At 32.6% G+C, this 26,646-nt stretch carries 27 protein-coding genes and 1 other RNA gene; 16 read left to right on the forward strand and 12 right to left on the reverse strand.

Translation table 11 applies throughout. The features are described from left to right. Positions 1-73 precede the first annotated feature (73 nt). Positions 74-390: RNase P RNA component class A (gene rnpB / locus MST30_RS13225), an RNA gene on the forward strand. Between the two features lie 52 nt (positions 391-442). Here the strand turns inward: rnpB and MST30_RS13230 are convergent. The 4 genes from MST30_RS13230 to MST30_RS13245 all read right to left on the reverse strand — a co-directional run bounded on the left by MST30_RS13230 (position 443) and on the right by MST30_RS13245 (position 3,486). After that, on the reverse strand, positions 443-1,204 hold the full coding sequence (locus tag MST30_RS13230; protein ID WP_243471879.1) for a hypothetical protein: 762 nt from the start codon (positions 1,202-1,204) through the stop codon (positions 443-445). Positions 1,205-1,421: 217 nt separating this feature from the next. Continuing rightward, the gene (locus tag MST30_RS13235; protein WP_243471880.1) at positions 1,422-1,955 is read right to left on the reverse strand and encodes an RsmD family RNA methyltransferase; all 534 of its coding nucleotides are present in this window, start codon (positions 1,953-1,955) and stop codon (positions 1,422-1,424) included. After that, positions 1,955-2,761, reverse strand: coding sequence for a DUF3822 family protein (locus MST30_RS13240; RefSeq protein WP_243471881.1), 807 nt, complete (start codon positions 2,759-2,761; stop codon positions 1,955-1,957). Before MST30_RS13240 ends, MST30_RS13235 begins: the two co-directional genes overlap by 1 nt. 2 nt (positions 2,762-2,763) lie before the next feature. After that, on the reverse strand, positions 2,764-3,486 hold the full coding sequence (locus MST30_RS13245; protein ID WP_243471882.1) for a hypothetical protein: 723 nt from the start codon (positions 3,484-3,486) through the stop codon (positions 2,764-2,766). A gap of 148 nt (positions 3,487-3,634) precedes the next feature. Here MST30_RS13245 and MST30_RS13250 point away from each other — a divergent pair, with 148 nt between their 5' ends. From MST30_RS13250 to MST30_RS13270, 5 genes are read left to right on the forward strand one after another with little or no spacing between them, the layout of a single operon-like run. After that, positions 3,635-5,077, forward strand: coding sequence for an ATP-dependent DNA helicase (locus MST30_RS13250; protein WP_243471883.1), 1,443 nt, complete (start codon positions 3,635-3,637; stop codon positions 5,075-5,077). Positions 5,078-5,117: 40 nt separating this feature from the next. Continuing rightward, positions 5,118-5,846 carry a 3-deoxy-manno-octulosonate cytidylyltransferase gene (kdsB, locus tag MST30_RS13255; RefSeq protein WP_243471884.1) on the forward strand — a complete coding sequence of 243 codons (729 nt, stop codon included), beginning with the start codon at positions 5,118-5,120 and terminating at the stop codon, positions 5,844-5,846. Continuing rightward, positions 5,837-6,547, forward strand: a complete 711-nt coding sequence (locus MST30_RS13260; protein ID WP_243471885.1) for an HAD family hydrolase — start codon at positions 5,837-5,839, stop codon at positions 6,545-6,547. The genes kdsB and MST30_RS13260 overlap by 10 nt, the downstream gene beginning before the upstream one ends. A gap of 40 nt (positions 6,548-6,587) precedes the next feature. Continuing rightward, positions 6,588-7,670 (forward strand): iron-containing alcohol dehydrogenase family protein, encoded by a 1,083-nt coding sequence (locus MST30_RS13265; RefSeq protein ID WP_243471886.1) that lies wholly within the window; start codon positions 6,588-6,590, stop codon positions 7,668-7,670. A 1-nt stretch (position 7,671) separates the two neighbouring features. After that, positions 7,672-8,220 carry a 1-acyl-sn-glycerol-3-phosphate acyltransferase gene (locus MST30_RS13270; RefSeq protein ID WP_243471887.1) on the forward strand — a complete coding sequence of 183 codons (549 nt, stop codon included), beginning with the start codon at positions 7,672-7,674 and terminating at the stop codon, positions 8,218-8,220. A 101-nt stretch (positions 8,221-8,321) separates the two neighbouring features. Here the strand turns inward: MST30_RS13270 and MST30_RS13275 are convergent, their stop codons facing one another. Beyond that, entirely contained in the window at positions 8,322-8,786 is a 465-nt protein-coding gene (locus MST30_RS13275) for a nuclear transport factor 2 family protein (protein WP_243471888.1), read from the reverse strand. 102 nt (positions 8,787-8,888) lie between these two features. On the opposite strand from MST30_RS13275, the gene MST30_RS13280 reads away from it, so the two are divergent. Further along, positions 8,889-9,938, forward strand: a complete 1,050-nt coding sequence (locus MST30_RS13280) for a hypothetical protein (protein WP_243471889.1) — start codon at positions 8,889-8,891, stop codon at positions 9,936-9,938. A gap of 64 nt (positions 9,939-10,002) precedes the next feature. Here MST30_RS13280 and MST30_RS13285 read toward each other — a convergent pair whose 3' ends face one another. The 6 genes from MST30_RS13285 to MST30_RS13310 form a co-directional block, all read right to left on the reverse strand. Beyond that, entirely contained in the window at positions 10,003-11,166 is a 1,164-nt protein-coding gene (locus MST30_RS13285; RefSeq protein ID WP_346346967.1) for a heparan-alpha-glucosaminide N-acetyltransferase domain-containing protein, read from the reverse strand. 71 nt (positions 11,167-11,237) lie between these two features. Next, on the reverse strand, positions 11,238-11,984 hold the full coding sequence (locus MST30_RS13290) for a YebC/PmpR family DNA-binding transcriptional regulator (RefSeq protein ID WP_243471890.1): 747 nt from the start codon (positions 11,982-11,984) through the stop codon (positions 11,238-11,240). A gap of 54 nt (positions 11,985-12,038) precedes the next feature. Next, complete coding sequence (locus MST30_RS13295; RefSeq protein WP_243471891.1) at positions 12,039-12,326, reverse strand: 4a-hydroxytetrahydrobiopterin dehydratase; 288 nt, start codon at positions 12,324-12,326, stop codon at positions 12,039-12,041. Between the two features lie 141 nt (positions 12,327-12,467). Then, entirely contained in the window at positions 12,468-13,298 is an 831-nt protein-coding gene (locus MST30_RS13300) for a sugar nucleotide-binding protein (protein ID WP_243471892.1), read from the reverse strand. A gap of 27 nt (positions 13,299-13,325) precedes the next feature. Continuing rightward, a complete protein-coding gene (gene gcvT, locus MST30_RS13305) occupies positions 13,326-14,408 on the reverse strand; it encodes a glycine cleavage system aminomethyltransferase GcvT (RefSeq protein ID WP_243471893.1) in 1,083 nt (360 codons plus the stop codon). A 138-nt stretch (positions 14,409-14,546) separates the two neighbouring features. Further along, a complete protein-coding gene (locus MST30_RS13310; RefSeq protein WP_243471894.1) occupies positions 14,547-15,029 on the reverse strand; it encodes a porin family protein in 483 nt (160 codons plus the stop codon). A 145-nt stretch (positions 15,030-15,174) separates the two neighbouring features. Between MST30_RS13310 and MST30_RS13315 the strand changes: the two genes are divergently transcribed. Further along, on the forward strand, positions 15,175-18,108 hold the full coding sequence (locus MST30_RS13315) for an FAD-binding and (Fe-S)-binding domain-containing protein (RefSeq protein WP_243471895.1): 2,934 nt from the start codon (positions 15,175-15,177) through the stop codon (positions 18,106-18,108). Here MST30_RS13315 and MST30_RS13320 read toward each other — a convergent pair. Beyond that, positions 18,100-18,951, reverse strand: coding sequence for a UDP-2,3-diacylglucosamine diphosphatase (locus tag MST30_RS13320; protein WP_243471896.1), 852 nt, complete (start codon positions 18,949-18,951; stop codon positions 18,100-18,102). The genes MST30_RS13315 and MST30_RS13320 overlap by 9 nt on opposite strands. Positions 18,952-19,159: 208 nt before the next feature. Here MST30_RS13320 and aroC point away from each other — a divergent pair, with 208 nt between their 5' ends. From aroC to MST30_RS13360, 8 genes are all read left to right on the forward strand, one after another. Then, entirely contained in the window at positions 19,160-20,233 is a 1,074-nt protein-coding gene (aroC, locus tag MST30_RS13325) for a chorismate synthase (RefSeq protein ID WP_243471897.1), read from the forward strand. A 40-nt stretch (positions 20,234-20,273) separates the two neighbouring features. After that, a complete protein-coding gene (locus tag MST30_RS13330) occupies positions 20,274-21,596 on the forward strand; it encodes a dicarboxylate/amino acid:cation symporter (protein ID WP_243471898.1) in 1,323 nt (440 codons plus the stop codon). 63 nt (positions 21,597-21,659) lie between these two features. Further along, positions 21,660-22,697, forward strand: coding sequence for a glutathione synthase (gshB, locus tag MST30_RS13335; RefSeq protein ID WP_243471899.1), 1,038 nt, complete (start codon positions 21,660-21,662; stop codon positions 22,695-22,697). Positions 22,698-22,730: 33 nt separating this feature from the next. Continuing rightward, positions 22,731-23,543 (forward strand): sulfurtransferase, encoded by an 813-nt coding sequence (locus MST30_RS13340; protein WP_243471900.1) that lies wholly within the window; start codon positions 22,731-22,733, stop codon positions 23,541-23,543. Positions 23,544-23,551: 8 nt separating this feature from the next. Further along, positions 23,552-23,887 (forward strand): hypothetical protein, encoded by a 336-nt coding sequence (locus MST30_RS13345; RefSeq protein WP_243471901.1) that lies wholly within the window; start codon positions 23,552-23,554, stop codon positions 23,885-23,887. After that, positions 23,887-24,717 (forward strand): N-formylglutamate amidohydrolase, encoded by an 831-nt coding sequence (locus tag MST30_RS13350; RefSeq protein ID WP_243471902.1) that lies wholly within the window; start codon positions 23,887-23,889, stop codon positions 24,715-24,717. Before MST30_RS13345 ends, MST30_RS13350 begins: the two co-directional genes overlap by 1 nt. After that, complete coding sequence (locus MST30_RS13355; RefSeq protein WP_243471903.1) at positions 24,717-25,877, forward strand: peptidase MATCAP family protein; 1,161 nt, start codon at positions 24,717-24,719, stop codon at positions 25,875-25,877. The genes MST30_RS13350 and MST30_RS13355 overlap by 1 nt, the downstream gene beginning before the upstream one ends. Positions 25,878-25,889: 12 nt before the next feature. Continuing rightward, on the forward strand, positions 25,890-26,645 hold the full coding sequence (locus MST30_RS13360) for a hypothetical protein (RefSeq protein ID WP_243471904.1): 756 nt from the start codon (positions 25,890-25,892) through the stop codon (positions 26,643-26,645). Position 26,646: the final 1 nt, after the last annotated feature.

Consider the following 26,646-nt stretch of genomic DNA (forward strand, 5'->3'; position numbering starts at 1 on the left):
ATAACCTCTAAATAGACATTTCTATAGGTTAAAATTTAATAGGAGTTATTAACAATTTATGTAATTTTGACAGCTAGTAAATCGCCTTATCGATTCTAATTTAATTAGGGTAGGAAAGTCCGAACACCATAGTGCAAGCATAGTGGTTAACAGCCACCAGCCGAGAGGTTAGGAAAAGTGCAACAGAAAGGATGTACAGGTAATGCTGTAGTGAAATCAGGTAAACTCTATGTGGTGCAATGTCATGTATACCAACGTTTGAGGGCTGCACGTTCAATGTTGGAGGGTAGGCAGCTAAAGTTTGCTGGTAACAGTAAGCGTAGATAAATGATAAGGGTCGAGACGATTACTGTCTCGATACAGAATTCGGCTTATAGGTTTGCTTAACTATAAAAAACCCTTTATTAAAATAGTAAAGGGTTTCTTTTTGTATTTGAGATTTTTATTCAGGATAATAGCTTAAATCTGGACGAACTTTAGCTTCTACTTCATTGTATTTAGTGGCGAGCTTAATAACTTCCCAAAATGTAGCTTGACTTTCATCTCCTAAAAGTTCATCATCATCTTCACCGTCTTGTGCTATGGCTAACTCACTTTCACCAGCTACAGAGACCATATAGTAACTTTCTTCGCTGCCAAATCCACTGTGATATACCTCATATCCATTTTTAACACCTTTTGTTTCAAACATCTCTTTAATTTTTGCCATACCTTCATTCATTGCTTTTGCATTTTTTGGAGCGTAATACAAAAAGTGATATTCTCTTTCGTTTTTATCCTTTGTACTGTAGCCTTCTGGCATGTATGATAACTGAGGAATGAAATGTATAATCTCGTTACTATGAGAATCATAACATTCATCCATTCCCTCAAACATTTTACCCATTTCTTCCTCACCAATTTTCTTCGCAAGACCTTCCATTGGGTTGGTGTCTAACTCAGCCATGTTCTTGATGGGTGATACATAAACATAACGACCATCTTCCACACTAATGGTTGTCCAACTCATACCTTCAATTTTATTCTCGTCACAGCTTTTCTTTAGCTTTAGTGCCAATTCTTCATATTTTGGCATCATTTCAAACTTTACATTGTCTGTATGTACAACAAACATTGTAGGTTGCTCTTCTTCTTGTGAATTTGAAAAGTTTACAGTAAAAACTGTTAATAAGAGAATTAGTAATCCCGTTTTTAAATTCTTCATAATAATTTGATTTAATTGGTTAGTAAAATATTTAATAGCAAGTACTAACAAAGAGGCTAATTAAATCGTAGATAAACAGGACAGGTATACTTATCTAAAAATCAGAATTTTATACAGCTAAATTAATGAAAAATTTAATTTAAGATTTATACTACAAAATGTAACTTAGGAAAAAGCTAAGAATCAATAAAGATTATGAAGTAAAAATAGATACTTTTTAAGCAAAGAAACTAAACATATTGCCGCCATATTTTTTTGAGTGAGAGTAATGCGCTAAAAGACTTAAATCAGTATGTTTAGAGTGTTCTATAATTAAAAGACCTTCTTCTTCTAGTAGGTTATTTTCAAAAACCAATTGAGGGATTTTTGAGAATAAATCAACCTCAAAATCATAAGGAGGATCAGCAAAAATGATACTATACTGTTGTCCGAAATTTTCTAAAAATTTAAAGACATCACTTTTTATTGTTTTTATTGGCATTTCAAACAATTCAGCTGTATCATTTATAAATTTTATACAAGCGTAGTGATCATCTACTGCTGTAATGTCTTCAGTTCCTCTAGAGGCAAACTCGTAACTAATGTTGCCAGTACCAGAAAATAGGTCTAATACAGAAATATCATCAAAATAATACTGGTTATTAAGTATGTTAAACAAGGCTTCTTTGGCCATGTCTGTAGTTGGGCGAACAGGTAATTTAGCAGGAGCTATAATTTTTCTGCCTTTATATGTTCCGGAGATGATACGCATTAAAAAGTGTTTAGAATCAAATAGTGGTGGTGTAGCTTATCTGAGCTTACCTCTTCTGAATAGTTATAACTAAAGTTAAGTTTTTCAAACTCAACGTGTCTTATGTATGTGTAGATTAGATTATATAATTCGTCGTTTTTATCAATATTTCCACTTAAATAAATTATTGTGGTTTCAACATCTAGTTTTAGTTGTTCAAAAACAAAGAGAACATAGTAAATAAAATCTTCTTTACTGTGATATTCAAAAACATTAAATAGTTGAAGTTGTTCGTTTTCTATAACCGATATCTCAATCATAGAGCTGTTAACGTGGAGGTACACATTAGCATTATTGCTTTTAATAGTTTTTTGCAAAACTGAATCTATTAAAACCGTAGAGGAATGCTTATATGTAAATTCGCCAAAGGTTTCAAAAATATAGTTGTTGATATTAATGTATGGTATGTATACGTTGACACTCTCATTTACTGCAATATCATCATATGTGATAAAATCTGTCTTTAAGATTTTTGTATTGAATTTTAAATAATCTGCTTTGTTGTTTTCGTCATAAAGTTCTTTTGGCACCAGAGTGGACAATTCATTTTGATGTATAACCGTAATAGCATCAAATTCATCTGAGAAAATAGAGTTGGCACTCAATTCGGTTTTTAGACGATTTAGAACATCAAAAGGATTTAGTTTATGATGAAATGAAATGCTATTAAGAAACTCAATAGTATTAGATGTTCTGTTTAGTATACAAAAACAAAGCCCATTCAAATTAACTTGAATGGACAGTTCTTTAATGTTATTTTTAGTCAAAATTATTCCTTTGTTGAAAGGTCTTTACCCCAGTTTCCGCTAGTGTTAACTTCTTCCATAGAACCAATTTTCACGGTTTCACCTTTAACACCTGCAATAGAAACAGCTTGCTTTTCTTTCTCTATTAGATATTTTTCTTGGCCATCTAAAACAATAGCTTTATCAACGCTAGCTTCAAATACTGGAATTTCTTCTATTTTACCAGCTTCTAGTTTAAATTTAGCACCTTCTTTACCAATACCAACATTAGCCATGTTTTTATAGCGACTATCTCCTTTAAAGATAGAGTCTTTTACATTCCAATAATCTAATGTGTCTATTAGAGTGATAGTTTTAAACGTTTCTACACCACCAAACGCACGAGTTCTTTCTACGTCTAAAACTGTACTATCTCGTCTTTGTGTAATAGGAATACTATCGTTTTCTACAAAATCTATAAGCTTATCAAAGCTGCCTGCATATTCTCCTTTTACTTCTTTGTAAGCTATTTGAGAATCTCTAATATCTACTAATCTATCTATTACAACTTTGTAACGCTCAACCTTTAGTTTGTTGAATTCTATTTCCTTGTATACAGACATAAAGGTAATGTAACCAAGAAATATAATAAGTGCCCATAGTACTAGGTTAAGTACTGGTTTTAATTTTTTAGGAACAAATTTGTCAATTAACCATACAATTAGGATAGTTAAGAGTATAATACCAATTATAGCTGCAATTACCATTTTTTAGTTTTTATTTATTAATTAGCTGTCTCGCAAATCTACAATTTTTTTTTATTGAGAAAAACTATCTAAATAAAAATCATTCAAAATTAAGATAGGTTTTTAATGAAGGTATATATATATTATATTGCTCACAATTTAATTCTCTATGATTACTAATGCTTCTGCATTTTATTCGCTTTTAAAGTCTAAATTTCCGTTTGTGCCTACTGCTAAGCAAGATAAGGTGTTAATGCAGTTGTCTCAATTTATTTTTGACACCTCTTCTAATCAAACTTATTTGTTAAGAGGTTATGCTGGTACAGGAAAAACAAGTATTGTTGGTACAATAGTTAATAACCTCTGGCAAGCAAAGAAAAGCGCTGTTTTGTTGGCACCAACAGGTAGAGCAGCTAAAGTCATCTCTAACTATTCAAAAAAAGAAGCATTTACAATACATAAGAAGATTTACTTTCCTAAAAAAGAAAAGGGAGGTGGTGTTAAGTTTGTTATGCAGCCAAACAAGCATAGAAACACCATTTTTATTGTAGATGAAGCATCTATGATACCAGACACGCCATCGGATTCAAAACTATTTGAAAACGGTTCGCTATTAGATGATTTAATGCAATATGTATATTCTGGTCATCAGTGTAAGCTATTATTAATAGGAGATAAAGCCCAATTGCCACCAGTAAAATCTGATTTAAGTCCAGCGCTAGATTCAGATAAGTTAAGTCTTAATTATAACAAGAATGTTTCTGGCGAAGAATTAGATGAAGTTGTTAGACAAGAGCAAGACTCTGGTATTCTAGAAAATGCAACTGAGCTAAGAGCTACTTTAGAATCAGGGTTTTACGAGAGTTTTAAATTCAATGTTACAGCTTATGAAGACATTGTTAGATTAGTAGATGGTTACGAAATTATGGATGCCATTAATGATGCTTACAGTAGCAATGGTTATGAAGAAACAGCAATCATAGTTCGTAGCAATAAAAGGGCAAATCTTTACAACAAGCAAATAAGAGAGCGTATTTTATTTAATGAGAGCGAATTGTCTGCAGGTGATTATCTCATGGTGGTTAAGAACAACTACTTTTGGATTAAACCAACAACAGAAGCAGGCTTTATAGCTAATGGAGATATTGTTGAAGTTTTAGAAATCTTCAGTATTAAAGAATTATACGGTTTTAAGTTTGCTGAAGTTAAAGTAAAAATGGTCGATTATCCTCGTATGAGACCTTTTGAGACCGTCTTGCTTTTAGATACAATTGATGCTGAAAGCGCCTCATTAAGTTATGATGATTCTAATAAGCTTTATCAAGAAGTTGCTAAAGATTATGCTAATGAGACGAGTAATTACAAGCGTTTTTTAGGTGTTAAAAACAATAAATATTTTAATGCGCTTCAAGTTAAATTTTCTTATGCCATAACCTGTCATAAGTCTCAAGGTGGGCAATGGAATACTATTTTTGTAGAGCAACCTTATTTGCCAAATGGTATGGATAAAGATTACTTACGTTGGTTGTATACAGCTGTAACACGTGCAAAAGAGAAACTTTATCTTATAGGATTTAAAGATGAAATGTTTGTTGAAAACGACGCTAATTAAAAGAGAAAACTTTATTTTTGAATACCGATAAAGCAGATATATGAAGATTATATCCATGATTCCTGCACGTTATAGTGCTTCTCGTTTTCCAGGTAAGCTAATGCAAAATTTAGCCGGAAAATCAGTTATATTGAGAACTTACGAAGCTACTGTTGCCACCAATCTATTCAGTGAAGTTTATGTTGTAACAGATAGTGACATTATTTATAATGAAATTGTAAATAATGGAGGTAAAGCTATAATGAGCCAAAAAGAACATGAATCTGGTAGTGACAGAATTGCAGAAGCTGTTGCAAATGTAGATTGTGATATTGTTGTAAACGTACAAGGTGATGAGCCTTTTACAGAAGCAGAAAGTTTACGAAAAGTACTAGAAGTTTTTAAAGAAGACGAACAAAAAGAAATTGATTTAGCCTCTTTAATGGTAGAAATTACAGATTGGGAAGAAATAAATAATCCAAATACAGTTAAGGTTATTGTAGATCAGAATAATTTTGCGTTATATTTTTCTAGAAGTCCTATTCCGTTTCCGAGAGATAAAGAAGCAGGAGCAAGATATTTTAAACACAAAGGAATTTATGCCTTTAGAAAACAAGCTTTGTTAGATTTTACCGTTTTACCAATGCAGTTTATTGAAGCTACTGAGAAGATTGAATGTATTCGATATTTAGAATATGGTAAAAAAATTAAAATGGTAGAAACCGAAGTGCAAGGAGTAGAAATTGATACACCTGAAGATTTAGAAAAAGCTAAGCGTTTGTGGAAATAGATTACAGCAACATAAAAGTAATTGGTTTTGATGCTGATGATACGCTTTGGGTTAACGAAACCTATTTTAGAGAGGCAGAAGAAGAAGTAGGCCATTTGTTGTCACATTATGAGACACCAAATAAAATAGACCAGGAACTTTTTAGAATGGAGATGAAAAATCTTCCAACCTATGGTTATGGAGTAAAGGGTTTTGTGTTGTCAATGATAGAGTTAGCAATAGAATTGTCTAATGGTAGAGTTTCAAATGAAATAGTTGGTAAGATTTTAGATATTGGTAAAAACATGATCAATAAGCCAATTGAATTGTTAGATGGAGTAGAAGATGTTTTAAAAACCTTATCCAAAGATTACAGATTAATCCTAGCAACTAAAGGAGATTTGTTAGATCAAGAGCGTAAACTAGAAAAGTCTGGGTTGTTAGATTATTTTCATCATATAGAGGTTTTGAGCGAAAAACAAGAAGCTAATTATGAAAAGCTCTTGAAACATTTAGACATTAAACCCTCAGAATTTTTAATGATAGGTAATTCATTAAAGTCTGATATTTTACCATTGGTAAATATTGGTGCTAAGGCCATTCATGTGCCTTTTCACACAACTTGGCAGCACGAAAAAGTAAGTAAAAAAGAAACAAACGGGTTAGAGTATAAAACTGTTGATAATCTAAAAGAGATTTTAAGTTTTATAAAGACTAAATAAATAAACTAAGTTTTTATTTTTGTTAAAGATTAAATATTAAATGATATATAAAAATTATCCAATGGTGTCCAGAATTGTTTTTGGGCGCGGAAGTTTTAATCAGTTAGATGAAATTTTAGCTCCTAAGCGAAAAGGACGCAATGCACCATTTATATTTTATGTAGATGATGTCTTTAAGGGTAATCATTGGCTAACTTCAAGAATTACGTTGTCTTATAAAGACAAAATAGTTTATGTACCTACTAAAGAAGAACCAAAAACCTCTCAGATAGACCAATTAGTAGAAGATATTATATTAGAATATAGTGAGTTACCTTCGGGTATTATTGGTATTGGAGGTGGCATTGTAATGGATATTGCTAAGGCTGTATCATTGATGTTAACTAACAAAGGGCAATCTAAAGATTATCAAGGTTGGGATTTAATTAAAAATCCAGCCGTATATCATGTTGGTATTCCTACGATTTCAGGTACAGGAGCTGAAGTATCTAGAACTACAATTTTAACAGGTCCAATACGTAAATTAGGTATTAATAGTGATTATACACCTTTCGACCAGGTTATCTTAGATCCTGAATTAACAAAGGATGTTCCTAAAAATCAGTGGTTCTATACAGGGATGGACTGCTTTGTACACTGTGTAGAATCTCTCAATGGCACCTATTTAAATGCCTTTAGCCAAAGCTATGGCGAAAAGGCCTATGAACTTTGTCAAGAAATTTTCTTAAGCGATAGTCTATCTGAAGAAGAGTCTCAAGATAAACTAATGATGGCATCATGGCACGGAGGCATGAGTATAGCCTATTCGCAGGTTGGTGTAGCCCATGCTATGAGTTATGGATTAGGCTACCTTCTTGGAGTTAAACATGGTATAGGAAACTGTATTGTATTTGATCATTTAGAAGACTATTATCCAGAAGGAGTAGCCATGTTTAAAAAGATGAAAGAAAAGCATGGTATTGAATTACCACAAGGTATTTGTGCTGGGCTGGATGATAATCAGTTTAACACCATGATAGATGTGGCACTTAGCCTAGAGCCGTTATGGGAAAATGCCGTTGGTAAAAACTGGAAAACTATAATTACCAGAGATGTGCTTCTAAAGCTCTACAAAAAAATGTAAAATGCGTTGGTTAGCAAAATTCATTTATTTCAAACTTTTAGGTTGGAAAATTGTAGGTAACACTAATTTCTCAAAAGACAGTATAAAAAAAGCTGTAATCATTGGTGTACCACATACGAGTTGGCACGACTTTTACATTGGTATTTTATTAAGAAAAGTAGCATGTGTTAAAACCAATTTTATAGCTAAGAAAGAACTGTTTCGTTGGCCATTTGGTTATTACTTTAGAGCTGTTGGAGGAAAAGCTTTAGACCGAACTTCGGGTCAAAACAAAGTTGAAGCTATTGCTAAACTATTTGAAGAAGAGGAAGAGTTTAGATTAGCTCTTGCGCCAGAAGGGACACGAAAAAAAGTGGATAAATGGAGGACAGGATTTTATTACATAGCTAAAGCAGCTAAAGTGCCTATCATTATGTTTACTTTTGATTTTAAAAATAAGCAAAACAAAGTTTCAGAACCGTTTTATCCTACAGATAATATTGAAGATGATTTTAGATATATGAAAGCTTTTTACAAAGGAGTAGAAGGTAAGGTAAAAGCATATAGCTAGAATTTTGGCACAAGATTTGTTTTATATATAATACATGCAATGAAACATAAAGTAAACTTTTAAGTCCCTAAAAAGAAACATTGCCTCAAAGAGCTATCAAATTAATTTGGTAGCTTTTTTTCTGCCATATATTTATCGAGAAGATAGTTGGTCTGGGATTGTAATTTCTTTTTAAAAAAACCGCTACCACCCAACAATAATCCTTTAAAACCAATAGCTTGCTTTGCCCAATTATGAAGATTGAAATCATCAGTATGCTTAATTATTAATCCATCTTTAAACTCAAACCTAGCATCAATTTTATTGTGAACTTTTCTTCCTGTTTTGCTAAAGGTATAGAATGCTTCCCAATGTGCAGAATTTTCGGTAATGTTGGTAGCTTCAATTTTAAAGTCTTTTCCTTTTTGGGACTCACAAAGCATTTTCCACATTGCTCTAGCGCGCTCTGCTTTTAAAACACCAAAAGCAGGATCTTCGAAAACGACATCTTTGTGGTAATAAGAAGTCATTTTATTAGCATCGAGTTGATGAAATGCTTGATAAAAACAAACTATTAAGTCTTTCATATTCAGTTTTATACATGATAAATGTAAATTTTATTCAACTTTTTTAAAACCCACATAATCATAATTACGTAAGTAAAGTACAAACAAAAAACTTATATAATCATGAAAATTAAAAATCTAATTCAAAACCAAAATTCAAAACTAATAGCAGCTATGGTTGTTATGGTATCATTTTTAGCAACATCGTGTAGTGATGATGATGATAACAACAATGGAGATAATCAAACAATTAGCCTTTTTGCCTCAAACAATTCTAATGGTAATATTACAGTTTATGACGTTACGTCTAGCCAAGATATTATGACAAAAACTTTAATGACCACTTCAACAGCTGCAGATGGAATCTATTATAATAAGAGTACTGAGTCAGTTTTTCAAGCATCTAGATCAGGAAATAATCTTGAAGGATTCTTAAATGTAGATAACCTAGTAAATGGTACTGCTATTAATGTTGGTGTAACTGGTACTAGTGATATGATGAGTCCAAGAGAAGTTGCAGTTAGTGGTAATTTATTTGTTGTAGCTGATAATGCAGATGTAGATGGTGATACAAACACACCAGATGGTAGATTGTATGTTTATACTATGGCTAATGGAAGTTTTTCATTAAGAAATGTAATTACAACAAACTTTAAACTTTGGGGAATTACTTTTAACGGAAATGATTTATATGCTGTTGTAGATGCAACCAATGAATTAGCTGTTTTTACAAATTTCTTATCAAATACTACAACAACTACATTAAATGCTTCTAAGCGTATTGCAATAGAAGGAATAATAAGAACTCATGGTATAACTTACGATGCTGGTTCGGATGTTTTAGTGATGACAGATATTGCATTAGCGTCTAATGGACAAGATGATGGTGGTTTTCATGTAATAGAAAACTTTACTAATAAATTAAATGCTACCTCTAATGGAGGAACATTAGCGTTATCTAGCCAAACACGTGTTGCTGGTAGCTCTACATTATTAGGAAACCCAGTAGATGTAGCTTATGATGCCAATACTCAAACAGTTTATATCGCTGAAGCTGGTAATGGAGGAGGAAGAATTTTAGCCTTCAATAATATTGGCTCTGGTGGTAACTTAGTGCCATTTTACAATAGTGCTTTAGCATCGGCTTCGTCGGTGTATTTATCTAACAATTAATATTTTTTTGAGTTTTAAAATTGTTATGAGAAAGAAGAGGCTTCCTTTAGTTAGGAAGCCTTTTTTATTTCAAGTTACTTTTGTAATGCCTTATTTTATCACTTAGTTTTCTCAAATGCTGATAAACAAACGCATTGGTTTTTACATAGTAAAATGAGATGAAACAAACAGTTGTTAAAAATAAAGCAGCACCAATTATGGCTTGCCATGGCAACAAGGTTTTACCAATAAGTTGATGCAGTCCTATACCAGTAAAACTTCCATATATAATTATAAAGTGGATAACATAAATAGATAACGTTTTTTGCCCAATTTTAAGTAATAACGGTTGTTTTATGTAATCTTCAGCTGCATAGAATATAGCAAACAGTAATAGTACATTACCTAGTCTTATAAAAAGGTAGTTGTAGTTAGCTACACCTTTAAAAAGCTCAAAATCTGTTAAATAATAAAGCTTCATTAAAAGCCAACCCGATTTAAATATTAAAGCGAGTCCAAAAACAACGAAACCCAAAATTATACTCAGCTTAAACTTTGGACGCTCTATATATCTGTAGAAAATAGTGGCTATAAATGCACCAAAAGCAATATAGCCAAACCACGGAATGATATTAAAAACTGATCCATAATCTTTAGTTAACCAATTGGCAAATACTTTTGGGACATTGGGTAAATCTAAATATCTATAAAGTGGCTCGGTAAGGAAAATAGCAAATCCTAAAAGGCACATTAAAATTGAAAACAAAAGTGTTTTTTTAAAGGTTAACTTATAAATACCCACAACTAATATTAGGGATAACCCAATACACTGTAAAACATCAACAAGTAGGAAATATGGTGAATTAAAATCACCATAAAACCATTGGAAAATTGGAGCACGCAAAAGATATCCTATACCTATAAGCAACAAGCCTCTGTATAAACCTTTTTTCATTCTAAAGGCTACATCTCCGCTACGTTTAGCTTTAATCAACAGATAAGAAAATATTAACCCTGAAATGGTAAAGAATGTTGGAGCAGTAATACCTCTAAAATATTTCCATATAGAAAATGCAGTATTATGATCGTCTCTGTAAGATACGTCTAAAAGTGTATCTATAAAATGACCTTGTAGCATCATTAAGATGGCAAAGGCTCTTACAGCATCAATAAAATAAAGACGTTTTTTGCTCAATTTTTGGTTGGTTGAGTAACAAATATAGGATTTAGTAATTAATCCTTTTTTCAAAAATTAAAGTTCTGAGATAATAGCATAAAAAAGAGGGCAGAAGCCCTCTTAAATATAATATGCATACAATGCTATTCTGCTGATTCTTCCATGGTGTGATATACATTCTGTACATCGTCGTCTTCTTCAAGTTTTTCTAGAAGTTTCTCTACATCTTCAGCTTGTTCGGCTGTTAATTTTTTAGTCACTTGCGGAATACGCTCAAAACCAGAGGAAATAATTTCAATTTTATTTTCTTCTAAATAGGATTGTATATTACCAAAACTTTCAAATGGTGCGTATATCATAACGCTTGTTACTTCATTTCCATCTTCATCCTCATCAGTATCTTCAAAAATTTCTTCAACACCAAAATCTATAAGCTCTAATTCTAATTCTTCTAAGTCTAAATCATCACCTTTTATTTTAAAATTACAGGTATGATCAAACATAAAAACTACAGAACCTGATGTACCTAAACTTCCATCACATTTATTAAAATAGCTACGAACATTAGCAACGGTACGTGTATTGTTGTCGGTTGCAGTTTCTATTAGTACAGCTATGCCATGTTGTGCATAACCTTCAAAAAGTACTTCCTTATAGTCACCTTGGCTTTTGTCTGATGCACGTTTTATAGCACGCTCAATATTGTCTTTAGGCATGTTTACAGACTTAGCGTTCTGTATTACAGCTCTTAAACGAGAGTTACTGTCTGGATCTGGCCCACCTTCTTTTACTGCCATTACAATGTCTTTACCAATACGAGTAAAGGCCTTACTCATAGCAGACCATCGTTTCATTTTTCTTGCTTTTCTAAACTCAAAAGCTCTTCCCATAGTGTTTAAAATTTATTCGCGTAAAAGTAATTAAATATGTTAATTATTTAAAGTCTATTCTTCAGCTTCTACAATGGCTTCAATAGCCTCTGCTAAATCGAAATCTTTTTGTGTAACTCCACCTGCATCATGTGTAGATAGTGATATGTTTAAAACATTGTACACATTACTCCAATTGGGATGATGATTCAATGCTTCGCACTCAAAAGCAATTCTGCTCATGGCACTAAAGCAATCCTTAAAGTTGTCAAACTCAAGTTCTATATGTATAGCATTATCATAATATTCCCATTCTGGAAAGTGAAGCAATTTCTTTTCAATAGTAGATTCGTCTAGTTTCATGTGTTAATATTTATTTTTTTCAAAGGTCACATGGAACACCCAATTAACATTCTTCTGTGTGTCTATAAATTAGTCATGGGTGTTTCATAAATTGAATTATTAATTACTCGAAATTAATAAAATACAATGTGGTTGTCAAGCTTATTTTGTAAGTTCTTCTAAAACCTTATCACTTGTAATTTGAAGATGCTTAGGTAGTTTGTTAAACTTTGGTAATACAGCGAGATAACGATCGTCATTAGTTGTGTAAACGTGTTTTAATAAGAACTTTTTAGGACTAATTGCTTCTAAAATTTGCTTTACAAATTCATCATGATGTACCAAATCTGTACTCCCTAAATGAAATATTCCATATTTCTCACGGTTGATGATATAATGAATTTGTTGTGTTACTTTTTTGTCTAGTGTAACATTCATTATTAAGTTAGGAAAGATTTCGACCGATTCATTTTCAGAAATAAATAGTTTCATTTCTTGTATTCTCGGACATTGCTGCCCAAAAACCATAGGTAATCTTAACACAGCTACTTGCTTTTTGGGTAAGCGAAGTAGCATGTTTTCAATTTTTATCTTAAAATGTCCGTAAATACTGTGACTTAGCGTTTTATCTAGTTCGTAACTTGGATATTTACTGTAGGCATCAAAAACATTGGCTGAAGAAAGGAAGATTATTTTTGTACCATACTCCAATGCATATTCAGCTATGTGTTGGTGAGCAATGGTCTGAGCATTAAAATCTCCTCTCAAGGCTGAAATTATAATAGTAGGCTTTGTAGCTTCTAAAATTTCATAAACATCATCCTCTTCAACATTATAATGAAAAAATTGCTTATTACTCTCAAATACGTTTTTTGGAGTTCTATAAGTTCCAAAAGTCTTAAAATAAGGGCCCAATTCTTTATAGATCGTGTTACCAAGGTAACCGCTAGCACCAAGAATTAGGATTCTGTGTTTGCTTAAATTCTTCTTCATCAACTCCTTCAACCTATTTAAAACTCACTATCCTTTATAAAATGGAAGCTTTACTACAGTAGCTGGAATAGCCTTTTTACGTACTTGAATATTTATTTTGCTATCAACTGTAGAGAAAACTTTAGGTACATATCCTAGTCCTATACCAATGCCTAAACTTGGGCTCATAGTACCAGATGTTACATTACCAATGATATTACCGTTGTTGTCTACAATATCGTAACCTTGACGAGGAATACCTCTTTCATCTAATTTAAAAGCCACCAATTTACGCTCTGGTGTACGTTCTTTTTCAGCTTGTAAAGCTTCGCTATTTGTAAATTCCTTGTTGAATTTGCACACCCAACTTAAACCTGCTTCAATAGGTGATGTGGTATCGTCGATATCATTTCCATACAAGCAATAACCCATTTCTAGACGAAGCGTATCTCTTGCAGCTAGTCCAATTGGTTTTATACCAAAGTCAGCACCAGCTTCTAATACTTTATCCCAAATTTGTTTTACTTCAGAGTTTTTACAATAAATCTCAAAGCCACCACTACCTGTATAGCCAGTAGCGGAGATGATAACATGCTCTATACCTGCAAAATCACCAACTACAAAATTGTAGAACTTAATCGCAGATAGATCATGACTAGATAATGATTGCATTGCTTCCACAGCTTTTGGGCCTTGTATTGCTAAAAGGGAATAATCTTCACTTAAATCTCGCATATCTGCACCAACATCATTTTTTGATGTTATCCAGTTCCAGTCTTTTTCAATATTGCTGGCATTAACAACAAGCAGATAGGTCTCGTCTTTAACTTTATAAATAATGAGATCATCTACAATTCCTCCATCATCATTTGGTAAACAACTGTATTGTGCTTTTCCTATTTCTAATTTTGACGCGTCATTACTCGATACCTTTTGTATAAGGTCTAATGCATTAGGTCCTTCAATTAAAAACTCTCCCATGTGCGATACATCAAAAACACCAACAGCTTGTCTTACGGTTTCGTGTTCTATATTTACACCTTCGTATTGTACAGGCATGTTGTATCCGGCAAACGGTACCATCTTAGCACCTAAGGCTATATGTGTTTCTGATAAAGCAGTATTTTTCATCAATAATATGTTTTATTTCCTAAATAGGAATTATAGTTAGTTATTTTTAAAGTTGCGCTAAATTAAAGAATTTTTATGGCTTATTACCATAAAAAAAGCCACCTAAATTATGGTGGCTTCTATATGAATTTTTCAATTTTAGAATTGGTATCTAATACCTAGAGCTAAGTCAATACCAACATCATCCCTAAAATCACCAAAACCAAGTTCTGGTCTAATATCTAAGGAAAGTTGTAATGGAATATCAAAGTTGTACTCAATACCTACATCTCCAGCAACGAAAAGAAATGTATCATCAAAGTCTTCTCCACCAGGTACGTCTACACTATAAGATCCAACTCCGCCACCAGCACCTGCATACCAATTAAAACTACCGTCTAGGTGCCAAACCCATTGGTACAAACCAGTAAGTTTAAACCCATCATAGTTATTTCCACTTCTTATACCTAAATCTAGTTCAAGTCTATTGTTTCCTCCAAGTGCTCTTTGGTATGAAATTTCTGCTCCAAATCCATCATCGTCACCAAGTCTAAGACCAATAGCATTGTCTGCAATTTCTTGTGCACTGGCAGCAAAAGTGAAGGTTGCAAAAACGGCAAATAACAAAATTAATTTTTTCATAAAGTTTTTAAGTTTTAGTGTTTATATTTCCAACTATAAGTTGTGTTTTGTATGATTATAACGACAAAAATATGTTAAAATTGAGTGTTAACCATAAGTTTTAAGACAACATTATAATTTGTAGTTCATTACTAAATTACTAAAAATGAAGGATATTTTACATCAAAATTTACTTTCAATAAGTACAAAACTAGAGGGAGAATTGTATTTTGATGATTTAATGCTGAAGCTTTATGCAACTGACGCTTCTGTATATAGAATGTTACCAACAGCTGTTGCTTTCCCAAAGACGATTAAGGATATTAAACTACTGATAGATTTTGCTAAAGAAAATAATACGTCTTTAATTCCTAGAACAGCAGGAACTTCTTTGTCAGGACAAGTAGTAGGAAAAGGAATTGTAGTCGATGTATCCAAATACTTCACCAAAATTATTAAGCTTAATGAGGCCGAAAGAACAATTACTGTTCAGCCTGGTGTGGTTAGAGATCAGTTAAATAATTATCTGGAGCCATACGGATTGTTTTTTGGACCAAACACGTCAACATCAAACCGTTGTATGATTGGTGGAATGGTAGGTAACAATTCTTCTGGCACCACTTCAATTCAGTATGGTGTAACGCGAGATAAAGTAATGAGTTTAAAGACACTTCTAAGCGATGGAAGTGAAGCTGAATTTAAGAGTATATCTAAAGAAGAATTTCAACAAAAAGCAAAACAGCAAACGCTTGAAGGTGATATATACAGAACTATTTATGAAGAATTAAAGACTGAAGCGGTACAGAAACAAATCAAAGAAAACTTCCCAAAAAAAGACATTCATAGACGAAACACAGGTTACGCAATTGATGAATTAATTACATCTGAAGTTTTTACCAATTCAGATGAAAAATTCAACATGTGTAAGTTGTTATCAGGAAGCGAAGGAACGCTTGCTTTTACAACAGAAATAACGCTTCAGTTAGATAAGTTGCCACCTAAATATAGTGCAATGGTAGCTTTTCATTTTGAAAGTATTGCCAATTGCATGAAGGCTGTAAAACCTTTAATGCAACATAATTTGCATACTTGTGAGATGATGGATGATACCATATTAAATCTTACAAAGCATAATAAAACACAACAAGAAAATAGAGCATTTATAGAAGGACATCCTGTTGCTATTTTAATGTGTGAGCTAAAAGCTGAATCAGAAGAACAGTTAGCAGAAGATGTTGCGGCAATCCTTAAAACTTCAGAAAAACTAGGACTAAGTTATGCAGCGCCAATTCTTAAAGGGGACAATATAACCAAAGCATTAGAACTTCGAAAAGCTGGTTTAGGGCTTTTGGGCAATATGATTGGTGATAAAAAAGCAGTGGCTTGTATTGAAGATACTGCTGTGGCTTTAGAAGATTTAGATAATTATATTGAAGAGTTTACAGCACTTATGCATTCGTACAGCCAAAACGCAGTGTATTATGCACATGCTGGTGCTGGCGAGTTGCATCTAAGACCAATTTTAGATTTAAAACAATCTGAAGACGTTAAATTATTTAGGGCCATAACTACAGATGTATCCAAGCTTGTAAAGAAATATCAAGGTTCAATGTCTGGTGAACATGGTGATGGTATTGTGCGTGCAGAATTTATCCCTTTAATGATTGGTGAAGCAAACTATCAATTATTAAAACGTATCAAATCTGCTTTTGATTCTAATAACATTTTTAATCCAGGAAAAATTGTAGATGCATTTCTGATGGATGAAAATCTGAGGTATAAAACAGACAGAGTAGAGCCAGAAATAGAAACGTTTTTAGATTTTTCACAAGCTCAAGGTATTCTTAGAGAAGCAGAAAAATGTAATGGCTCTGGTGATTGCAGAAAACTACCAGAGTTTGGAGGTGTAATGTGTCCGAGTTACAGAGCAACCAGAAATGAAAAGGATACCACAAGAGCACGTGCTAATGCTTTAAGAGAATATTTGACAAATTCAGATAAGCCGAATAAATTCAATCATCAAGAACTAAAGGAAGTTTTTAGTTTGTGTCTAAGTTGTAAAGCCTGTGCCAGCGAATGTCCTAGTAGTGTTGATGTGGCGAGTTTAAAAGCAGAATTTTTATACCAATATCAAAAAGTAAATGGTGTAACGTTTAAAGATAAATTTTTTGCGAACGCTACAAAATATAATAAAATGGCATCTCGTGCACCTGGATTTTACAATGCGCTTTTTAAAACCAAATTTGTAAAAGGATTTATGAATATTGCTTTGGGTATTCATCCTAAGCGAAGTCTTCCAGAAATTTCAAAATCTTTTTCTAGTACTCACTTTTATGAAGATAAACTGGTTGATAAAAACACTCATAAAAAACCGATAAAAAAAGTCTATTTATTTGTAGATGAATTTATAAATTATCTGGAGTCTAGCATTGCTAAAGAAGCTAAACTTTTACTTGAAAAATTAAATTACAGAGTAATAATTATCAGTGAATTAGAAAGTGGAAGAAGTTTTTTGTCTAAAGGCTTTTTAGAAGAAGCTAAAGCTATTGCAAATAAAAATGTTTCTTATTTTAAAGGTGTAGTAAATGATGACTTTTATTTAGTAGGAATAGAACCTTCAGCCATACTAACATTTAAAGATGAATATGTAAAATTAGCTGATGATAAAAAAACAGCCAAATCTATTGCAGATCGTACTTTTTTGATAGAAGAATTTATTCAAAAAGAGATTGAACTAGGCAATATAACATCAGATCAGTTTTCAGTAGAATCGAGAACTATAAAGTTCCATGGACATTGTTATCAAAAGGCTTTATCTAATCAAAAAGCGAGTTTTGATGTGCTCAATCTTCCCAAAAACTATAAAGTCACTATAATTCCAAGTGGTTGTTGTGGTATGGCAGGTAGTTTTGGTTACGAAAAAGAACATTATGAAGTTTCTATGCAAATTGGTGAACAAACCTTGTTTCCGGCAATACGAAAAGCTTCAGAAGATGTTATAATAGCTGCCAACGGTACAAGTTGCAGACATCAAATAAAAGATGGAACAGGAAGATTAGCAAAACACCCAGTTACAATTCTACGAGAAGCTCTACTTTGATTTTTTCTTTTTAGGTTGCTCAACTATAGTAATGGCAGCAATGAGATCTTTTACATCCATATCTTTTAGTTCTTCATCGGCAAAGAATGGAGAAAGTTTATCATTATTATAGTTATAGACTTTCCAGCGTTTAAACTGATATTCTAAAGCGGTAAAGTTTTCTACCCAATCACCAGAATTTAAGTAAGTCGTTTTCCCGTTTTTATTTTCTTTAATCAACATTTTTGGTTGATGTATATGGCCACAAACCACATAGTCATACCCATTTTCTATGGCTAAATCTGTAGCAACTTTTTCAAAATCGCTAATGTATTTTACAGCACCTTTAACGCTGTTTTTAATGCGTTTAGAAAGGGAATATCGCTCTTTTCCAAGCTTTTCTAATCCCCAATTCACTAGGCTATTCATTAAAATTAAAAGATCGTATCCCCAACCTCCTAATTTAGCAAGCCATTTGGCATTTTGTATAGAAATATCAAAAACGTCACCATGAAAAAACCATGCTTTTTTTCCATCTAAATCTAATACTACTTTATTGACTATTGAAATGTTGCCAATCTCAGTATCGGTAAACTTTCTTAGCATTTCATCATGGTTTCCAGTAATATAAATCACTTCAGTACCATTGGCAGCAAAGTCCATTATTTTTTTGATGACGCTGAGATGTGATTTTGGAAAGTACCGTTTCTTAAATTGCCAAATATCTATAATATCACCATTTAGAATAAGCTTCTTTGGTTCTATGCTGTTTAAATAGGTCAATAGCTGTTTTGCATGGCATCCGAATGTGCCAAGATGAACATCTGATATAACTGCTATTTCAACTTTTCGTTTTAAATTCAAGACAAAATTTTAACTATACAAATAACATACTAATGTATTAACTCATTGTAACCTCAGAATTAATAATTTATAATGAGAATGTTACCATATTGTTACTAACATTTCTGTTTATAAAACTAACAGGATTTGAATATTAGAAGCCATAAAAGAAAATAGTGTATTTTGGTTTCTGTAATAATACGTTTACATTAGCGTAAAATAAGAATTAATGGCAGGAAATTCTTTCGGAAAACTATTTAAACTTACCACATTTGGGGAGTCTCATGGTGTTGCAATTGGTGGAATTATTGATGGTTGTTCTTCGGGTTTAGAGTTAGATTTTGATGCAATTCAGAATGAATTAGATCGTCGCAAACCAGGACAATCTAAAATTGTAACACAACGCAAAGAACCAGATACTGTAGAGTTTCTTTCAGGTATTTTTGAAGGTGTAACCACAGGAACTCCAATTGGTTTTGTTATAAAAAACACCAATCAAAAGTCTAAGGATTATTCGCATATCAAAGATGTATATCGACCAAGTCATGCTGATTATACCTATGATAAGAAATACGGAGTAAGAGATTACAGAGGAGGAGGAAGGAGTTCTGCACGCGAAACAGCAAGTAGAGTAGTAGCAGGAGCTATTGCTAAGCAAATGTTGTCTTCTATTAAAATTAATGCCTTCACATCTTCGGTTGGAGATATTTTTATAGATAAACCTTATCAGGATTTAGATTTTAGTAAAATTGAATCTAATATCATCCGTTGTCCTGATGAAGCTTCTGCAGAAAAAATGATTGCCAAAGTGCAAGAAGTAAAGAAACAAGGTGATACTATTGGCGGAACCATTACTTGTGTATTGCAAAATGTACCTGTTGGTTTAGGTGAACCTGTTTTTGATAAACTTCATGCTGAGTTAGGTAAAGCTATGCTATCTATAAACGCAGTAAAAGGCTTCGAGTACGGAAGCGGCTTTTGCGGAGCAAAAATGAAAGGTAGTGAACACAACGATAAGTTTAATGAAGACGGAACCACACAAACTAACCTGTCTGGTGGCATACAAGGTGGTATAAGTAATGGGATGGATATTTACTTCAGAGTTGCTTTTAAGCCTGTTGCTACAACATTACAAAAACAAGAAACCATAAATAGTAAAGGAGAAACGGTTGAAATGCAAGGCAAAGGTCGACACGATCCTTGTGTGGTACCGAGAGCTGTTCCTATTGTAGAAGCTATGGCTGCTTTGGTTTTGGCGGATTACATACTCCTGCGAAGGCAGGAGTCTAACGATTGGAAATAAAGAATTAATTTAAGAGATTACCGCTTTCGCGGCAAATATTATGAAGAAACTCGCATTACATTGGAAGATTATTATAGGAATGGTTCTCGGAATTATTTTCGGGTTTATTATGAATGCTGTAAGTGGTCAGCAATTCGTAACCGATTGGATTGCACCATTCGGAACGATATTTATTAATCTTTTAAAGTTAATTGCAGTTCCATTAATACTAGCATCTCTAATTAAAGGAATTTCAGATTTAAAGGATATTTCTAAAATTAGAGATATGGGTTTACGAACTATCTCAATCTATATTGGTACTACGTTGATAGCAATTATCATAGGGCTTTCAATAGTAAATGTTGTTCAGCCAGGAACTGGCATGCCAGAAGATACAATTGAAAAAATTAAACAGAAGTATGAAAATGATGCTGGTGTTACAGATAAACTAGCAAAGGCAAGTGCTCAAAAAGATGCTGGTCCTCTTCAGCCTTTAGTTGATATTTTTCCGAGTAACATTTTTCAGGCTATGGGTGAAGCTAAAATGCTTCAAGTTATATTTTTCGCATTGTTTGTGGGAATTAGTTTGCTTTTAATTGGTGAAAAGAAGGCCAAACCCATGATAGATATTTTTGATTCGCTCAATGAAGTCGTAATGAAGATGGTTGATCTAATAATGTTGTTTGCCCCTTATGCTGTTTTTGCACTTATGGCAAATGTCATTATAGCTTTTGATGATACCGAAATTTTATTAAAACTGCTTCAATACGCATTATGTGTGGTGGTTGGTTTAATATTAATGATAGGTTTCTATTTGTTGTTGATTAAAGTTTTTACAAAAAAATCACCAATGTGGTTTCTTAATAGAATAAGTCCTGCGCAATTATTAGCATTTTCAACCAGTAGTAGTGCTGCTACATTACCTGTAACTATGGAACGTGTAGAAGAACATCTAGGTGTAGATAAAGAAGTTTCTGGGTTTGTATTACCAGTAGGAGCAACAGTTAATATGGATGGAACAAGCTTATATCAAGGGATTGCTGCTGTATTTATTATGCAGGTGATTTGGCCAGAAGGTTTAACCTTTACCAACCAATTGGTTATTGTATTAACGGCTCTTTTGGCATCAATAGGAAGTGCTGCTGTACCAAGTGCTGGTATGGTAATGTTGGTAATTGTTTTAGAATCTATTGGGTTCCCTGCCGAATTATTACCTATTGGATTAGCCTTAATTTTTGCAGTAGACAGACCTTTGGATATGTGTAGAACGGTTGTAAACGTAACTGGTGATGCTACAGTTTCTATGATGGTAGCTAAATCTTTAGATAAACTTCATGAACCTAAGCCTAAAGAATGGGATGATAATTACGAGGCCGTAAAATAGTTTTTTGTAAGAATAATTTCCTTAAATTAGATTATTCATTAACCAACAAAACCATTGATATAGATGAATATTTGCTTTATAATGTATCCTTGGGATAAAATAGATCCTGAAAATGATACGAGTCTGGCCTTAATAAAAGAATGTTCTAAAAGAGGTCATGGTGTAGCTATGTGTACACCAGCCAATTTAACCATTAGAGATAGTGTTACCAATGCGTTTTGTAATGTCATTGGTAGAATGGATAAAGTGCCTTCTACACTTAAATCATTTTATAATAAAGTAAAATTAAGAGAGGAAATGCTTCCTCTTGCTGGGTTTGATGCTATTTTCTTTAGAGCAAATCCGCCCTTGGATCCAATAATGCTTAATTTTTTAGACTCAGTAAAGGATGATGTATTCATTATAAATTCTTTAGAAGGCATGCGTGAGGCTAATAACAAGCTATATACAGCTGCTTTTGGAGATGCACACAGTAATATCATTCCAAATACACATGTTTCAAAAAATAAAAAATATTTAGTTAGACAGATTAAAGAATCTAAGGCAGATAAGATGATAATTAAACCACTCAATGGTTTTGGTGGTTCTGGTGTTATTTTGATTGAAAAATCAGCCATGAGTAATATTAATTCACTTTTAGATTTCTATATCTCTAATTCTGATGGTACTTCTAACTATGTTATTCTACAAGACTACATAGAAGGTGCTGATCAAGGAGATGTAAGGATTTTAATGCTTAATGGAGAGCCCGTTGGAGCTATGAAACGTATTCCTGGTTCAGATGACCATCGTTCTAACGTTTCTGCTGGAGGAAGTATAGCCAAGCATAGTTTAACCAAAGAAGAAAAAGCCTTATGCAAACAAATAGGACCAAAATTAGTAAAGGATGGCTTATACTTTGTTGGTATCGATGTTATAGGTGGAAAATTAGTTGAAGTTAATGTAATGTCACCTGGTGGAATCACATACATCAATAAAGTTTACAAAAATAAAACTAAGGTTGAGGAAAAAGTGATTGACTTTTTAGAAAGCAAAGTCTTAGACCAGTTACAAGCTTTTGATAGACGTACTAGGCTTCGTAAAACGGTTGATGAGGCATAAAATTTTAGTGTTTGCTGTATCAGATTTTTGTAAATGAATATATTAAAAGCTAGTACATCGTTAGTTTCGGTGAAATGGTTAAACACTAACTTAAACACTGAGAACTTAATAATCCTTGATGCTACAATAAACAAACAGATAGAAAATAATTCTGAAAGAATTCCTAAAGCTCGTTTTTTTGATATAAAGCAAAAGTTTAGTGATACCAATGCAAGGTTTCCAAGTACTTTACCAAGCATGGAGCAATTTAAAACTGAGGCAAGAGCTTTGGGTATTAATAATGATTCTTTCATCGTCGTTTATGATGATAAAGGTATTTACTCAAGCGCAAGAGCTTGGTGGCTTTTAAAAACTTTTGGTTTTAAAAATGTAGCAGTTTTAGATGGTGGCTTGCCAGAATGGAAAGAGCAAAATTTTCCTATTGAAACATATAAGAAAGAACCTATTGAAAAAGGAAACTTTAAAGCTAGTTTTCTACCAGAATTAATGACCGATTTTAAAGGAGTTAATCAATTTTCAAAAGACACTAAAACTTTAATTTTAGATGCTCGTTCAGAAGCTAGATTTAATTGCTTAGTCGATGAGCCAAGACAAGGCTTAAGACGCGGTACTATCCCTAACTCCAAAAACTTACCATACACAGAATTATTTAATGGTAATATTTTAAAATCTAAAGAAGAACTTTTAAAAATCTTTGATAACTTAGTAGAAGAAACAACAAGGATGGTGTTTAGTTGTGGTTCAGGTATTACAGCTTGTATTTTAGCTTTAGCTGCAACGCAATGCGGTTATGAAAATTTAGTTGTTTATGATGGCTCATGGACAGAATATGGAACTTTAACCTAAAAAAATAAATGAAAACAATCGACTGGACCAGAGATGAACTCGTTGCCTACATATTGCTGTTTGCGGCAAATTCAGACTTTAAAGAGGACAATAAAGAACGTAATATCATTATTTCTAAGGTAGACATGAAAACCTTTTCAGAAATTCATGAAGAATTTGACAAGGATAACGACTATCAAAGCATTCAGAAAATTATGACCAGTCTTCGTCAGCATAATTACGATAGAGACGATGTTGAGGTGCTATTGGCGGATATTAAGACTTTATTCTTTTCTGATGGTAAGTTTAATATCAATGAACGAAATATGTTAAAATCTCTAGAACGACTGTTTAAGACTTTATAATGGAGCGACTTTCAATAAAAGCTATTGTAGCAAAAATAGAAGCAGAAGAAACCTTTCATGCAGTTTCTGATGATTATTCATTTACACTAAAAATAGATGAATATGTACCTTATGTCTGTGGTGCTGTACATGATGGACATCAATTTAGAAAAGACCTTTGGGATAATTGCCTGCACTCTGAATATGATAGATGGTACGAGGAAGATCCTGAAACTAAAAATATGGTTATTTCCCATCCAATTTTAATATCTGGTTGTGATTCTCGTTTTGAATACGATCTTAATCGCGATCCCGAAAATGCAGTTTTTGATACCGCTTGGGGAAAACAACTATGGAAGAATCCATTACCAGAAGCAGAAAAAGCAAAAAGTTTGCAAAAACATGCTAATTTTTACAAAGTCGTAAAGGTTCTAATCTCTAAAATTGAAGAAAAGTTTGGTGTATGTGTAGTTTATGATATGCATAGCTATAATTGGCAACGTTGGGATAGGGAAGTACCAACTTGGAATTTAGGAACATCAAATATTGATAATAATCGTTTTGGAGAGCAAGTAGAATCCTGGAGACAAATGCTTGCTAGTATTGAATTGCCAAATAACATTAAACAGACTGCGAAAATTAACGACACCTTCCAAGGAAATGGATATTTCTTAAAATTCATTACCAATACTTTTGAAAATACTTTAGTTTTGGCAACCGAAATAGCAAAGGTGTATTGCGATGAGTATAAGCAGGTTATTTACCCTGAAGTTGTTGCAGCAGTAGAGCAGCAATTAAAAACACTCATACCAAAGCATGCAGAAGAATTTCACAGAAAGTTTAAAGCCTAATGTCCCAAATTAAGACAACAGAAGAATTTCAAGATTTATTTGATATTGATGCCAATCTCAATCGGTTGGTAAAGAATATTGAATTACTCAATTATATAAATCCTCAGAACATTGCCGCCGAAAAGAAAAAGTTTTTTTCTGCAAAATATAACTACGAGCCAGAGTTTAATTACCCAAAGATGCGATTTAATGGCTATAAGTTACATCGCCTATTTTTCTCTCAACGCTTAGAGCGTATAGATGATGACGATATTAGACAGCTATACGAAGATATTATTTACGAATATTCTGGTTTGATAGAATGTATTGAAACTATTGGTCAAGGACGTAAGTTTTACTTCAATAGTCTTAAAAGCTTTGGTACACCCACGGAGAAAGACTTAGAGAATGCAAAATTTATTCTTCGTTTTGATGATTCTGAATTTGATGAAGAGATGCTACCGCTGTACAATGCAAGCGAAGCAAAAGATTACTTTGCTGAATTTTCTAAGCGTTACGACTTTAAGTACAACATAAAGATTTCTAATCATCTTTCTGCAGCTGCTATGGTGTTGAATAATACGCAAACTTTAGTATTACGAAAAAGCCATAAATACAGTTTAAATCAACTTAAAGTATTAACCAATCATGAGATTGGTGTCCATATGGTAACTACCTTTAATGGTCTAGAACAACCATTAAAAGTGTTTTCTAATGGTTTACCAAATAATGTTGAAACACAAGAAGGTTTAGCAGTATTTTCTGAGTTTATGAGTGACTGTCTTACTATAGATCGTTTAAAAGAGTTAGCATTTAGGGTCATAGCTGTAGATAGTCTTAATAAAGGCTACAATTTCTCAGATACATTTCATTTGTTGCATAACCAGCATAAATTAAATAGAGACAAAGCTTTTGCAATAACTCTAAGAGTGCATAGAGGAGGTGGATTCACAAAGGACCATTTATACCTTAGAGGTATTAGAAACATTTACAAATATGCTAAAGCTGGAAATGATTTAGGAATTTTGTTAACAGGTAAGGTAAGTCAAGAATATATACCAACAATGAATAAATTAATAGATTTAGGTTTGGCAGTAAAACCTAAATATTTCACGGATGCCTATGCGGTAAATGACAATTCTAATCCCAACTTAGATTTTATTTTAAAGAGCCTGAAGTAAAAAAAACTTAATATGAAAACCTTTTTTATCGTATTTCTATCGCTATTTATTCTTACTAGTTGTGTTGAAAAAAATCCTCAATTAGATGAAGCTGATTATAAAAAAGAACAACAAGAATACGAATTGCTAAAAGCTAAATTGGAAGGAGGTAATAAGTCATTTTTCATAGAGAATAAAGATGAGATTTTTAGCAAAATAAATTTATTTAAAAAACTAAAAGATACAGCAACTGTTTTTGAAGATGTTAATGATGCAGAAGACTTTTATTTAAATGATGTTAAACTACAATCCATTAATTATAATATCGGAAATAAAGAAGGCCTTAAAGTTGTTTTTATAGAGAAAGAAAAAGAAGGAAAACCTTCCTTTTACCACAAATTAGAAGAACCTTACGATGCGTTGTACTTTTGTGAAACAAATGATGAAGAAAAATGCAGTAGTCTTGATTCAGACGTAATACAGGAATTTTTAGATATAAGATATGTATTTATTATTGATGGTTATAGACTCATGGAACCAAAAAAGATGGGCATGAAATCCTTTGAACCCGGTTTATTTGCTGCAGATATTGTAGTTTACGATATAGATGAAGATAAACCAATTTATAACTACTCAATAAGCGCTACAAATAATGATGAAATATCTGTTGTAAATATGGGAGGAAGAGCATATGACCTTACTGATCATTATCTAATAAATGATTTTAACAAAAACATAAATGAAAATATGCGAGTAGAAACTGAAAAATATTTTAATTTCTCTAAATAAA

Source organism: Winogradskyella sp. MH6, from assembly GCF_022810765.1.
Lineage (GTDB): Bacteria > Bacteroidota > Bacteroidia > Flavobacteriales > Flavobacteriaceae > Winogradskyella.

Bases quoted from the DNA above. Each gene is read 5' to 3' on its own strand.
- MST30_RS13230 (WP_243471879.1), bottom strand. From the start codon at position 1,204: ATGAAGAATTTAAAAACGGGATTACTAATTCTCTTATTAACAGTTTTT.
- MST30_RS13235 (WP_243471880.1), bottom strand. From the start codon at position 1,955: ATGCGTATCATCTCCGGAACATATAAAGGCAGAAAAATTATAGCTCCT.
- MST30_RS13245 (WP_243471882.1), bottom strand. From the start codon at position 3,486: ATGGTAATTGCAGCTATAATTGGTATTATACTCTTAACTATCCTAATT.
- MST30_RS13250 (WP_243471883.1), top strand. From the start codon at position 3,635: ATGATTACTAATGCTTCTGCATTTTATTCGCTTTTAAAGTCTAAATTT.
- kdsB (WP_243471884.1), top strand. From the start codon at position 5,118: ATGAAGATTATATCCATGATTCCTGCACGTTATAGTGCTTCTCGTTTT.
- MST30_RS13265 (WP_243471886.1), top strand. From the start codon at position 6,588: ATGATATATAAAAATTATCCAATGGTGTCCAGAATTGTTTTTGGGCGC.
- MST30_RS13270 (WP_243471887.1), top strand. From the start codon at position 7,672: ATGCGTTGGTTAGCAAAATTCATTTATTTCAAACTTTTAGGTTGGAAA.
- MST30_RS13275 (WP_243471888.1), bottom strand. From the start codon at position 8,786: ATGAAAGACTTAATAGTTTGTTTTTATCAAGCATTTCATCAACTCGAT.
- MST30_RS13280 (WP_243471889.1), top strand. From the start codon at position 8,889: ATGAAAATTAAAAATCTAATTCAAAACCAAAATTCAAAACTAATAGCA.
- MST30_RS13290 (WP_243471890.1), bottom strand. From the start codon at position 11,984: ATGGGAAGAGCTTTTGAGTTTAGAAAAGCAAGAAAAATGAAACGATGG.
- MST30_RS13295 (WP_243471891.1), bottom strand. From the start codon at position 12,326: ATGAAACTAGACGAATCTACTATTGAAAAGAAATTGCTTCACTTTCCA.
- MST30_RS13300 (WP_243471892.1), bottom strand. From the start codon at position 13,298: ATGAAGAAGAATTTAAGCAAACACAGAATCCTAATTCTTGGTGCTAGC.
- gcvT (WP_243471893.1), bottom strand. From the start codon at position 14,408: ATGAAAAATACTGCTTTATCAGAAACACATATAGCCTTAGGTGCTAAG.
- MST30_RS13310 (WP_243471894.1), bottom strand. From the start codon at position 15,029: ATGAAAAAATTAATTTTGTTATTTGCCGTTTTTGCAACCTTCACTTTT.
- MST30_RS13315 (WP_243471895.1), top strand. From the start codon at position 15,175: ATGAAGGATATTTTACATCAAAATTTACTTTCAATAAGTACAAAACTA.
- aroC (WP_243471897.1), top strand. From the start codon at position 19,160: ATGGCAGGAAATTCTTTCGGAAAACTATTTAAACTTACCACATTTGGG.
- MST30_RS13330 (WP_243471898.1), top strand. From the start codon at position 20,274: ATGAAGAAACTCGCATTACATTGGAAGATTATTATAGGAATGGTTCTC.
- gshB (WP_243471899.1), top strand. From the start codon at position 21,660: ATGAATATTTGCTTTATAATGTATCCTTGGGATAAAATAGATCCTGAA.
- MST30_RS13340 (WP_243471900.1), top strand. From the start codon at position 22,731: ATGAATATATTAAAAGCTAGTACATCGTTAGTTTCGGTGAAATGGTTA.
- MST30_RS13345 (WP_243471901.1), top strand. From the start codon at position 23,552: ATGAAAACAATCGACTGGACCAGAGATGAACTCGTTGCCTACATATTG.
- MST30_RS13350 (WP_243471902.1), top strand. From the start codon at position 23,887: ATGGAGCGACTTTCAATAAAAGCTATTGTAGCAAAAATAGAAGCAGAA.
- MST30_RS13355 (WP_243471903.1), top strand. From the start codon at position 24,717: ATGTCCCAAATTAAGACAACAGAAGAATTTCAAGATTTATTTGATATT.
- MST30_RS13360 (WP_243471904.1), top strand. From the start codon at position 25,890: ATGAAAACCTTTTTTATCGTATTTCTATCGCTATTTATTCTTACTAGT.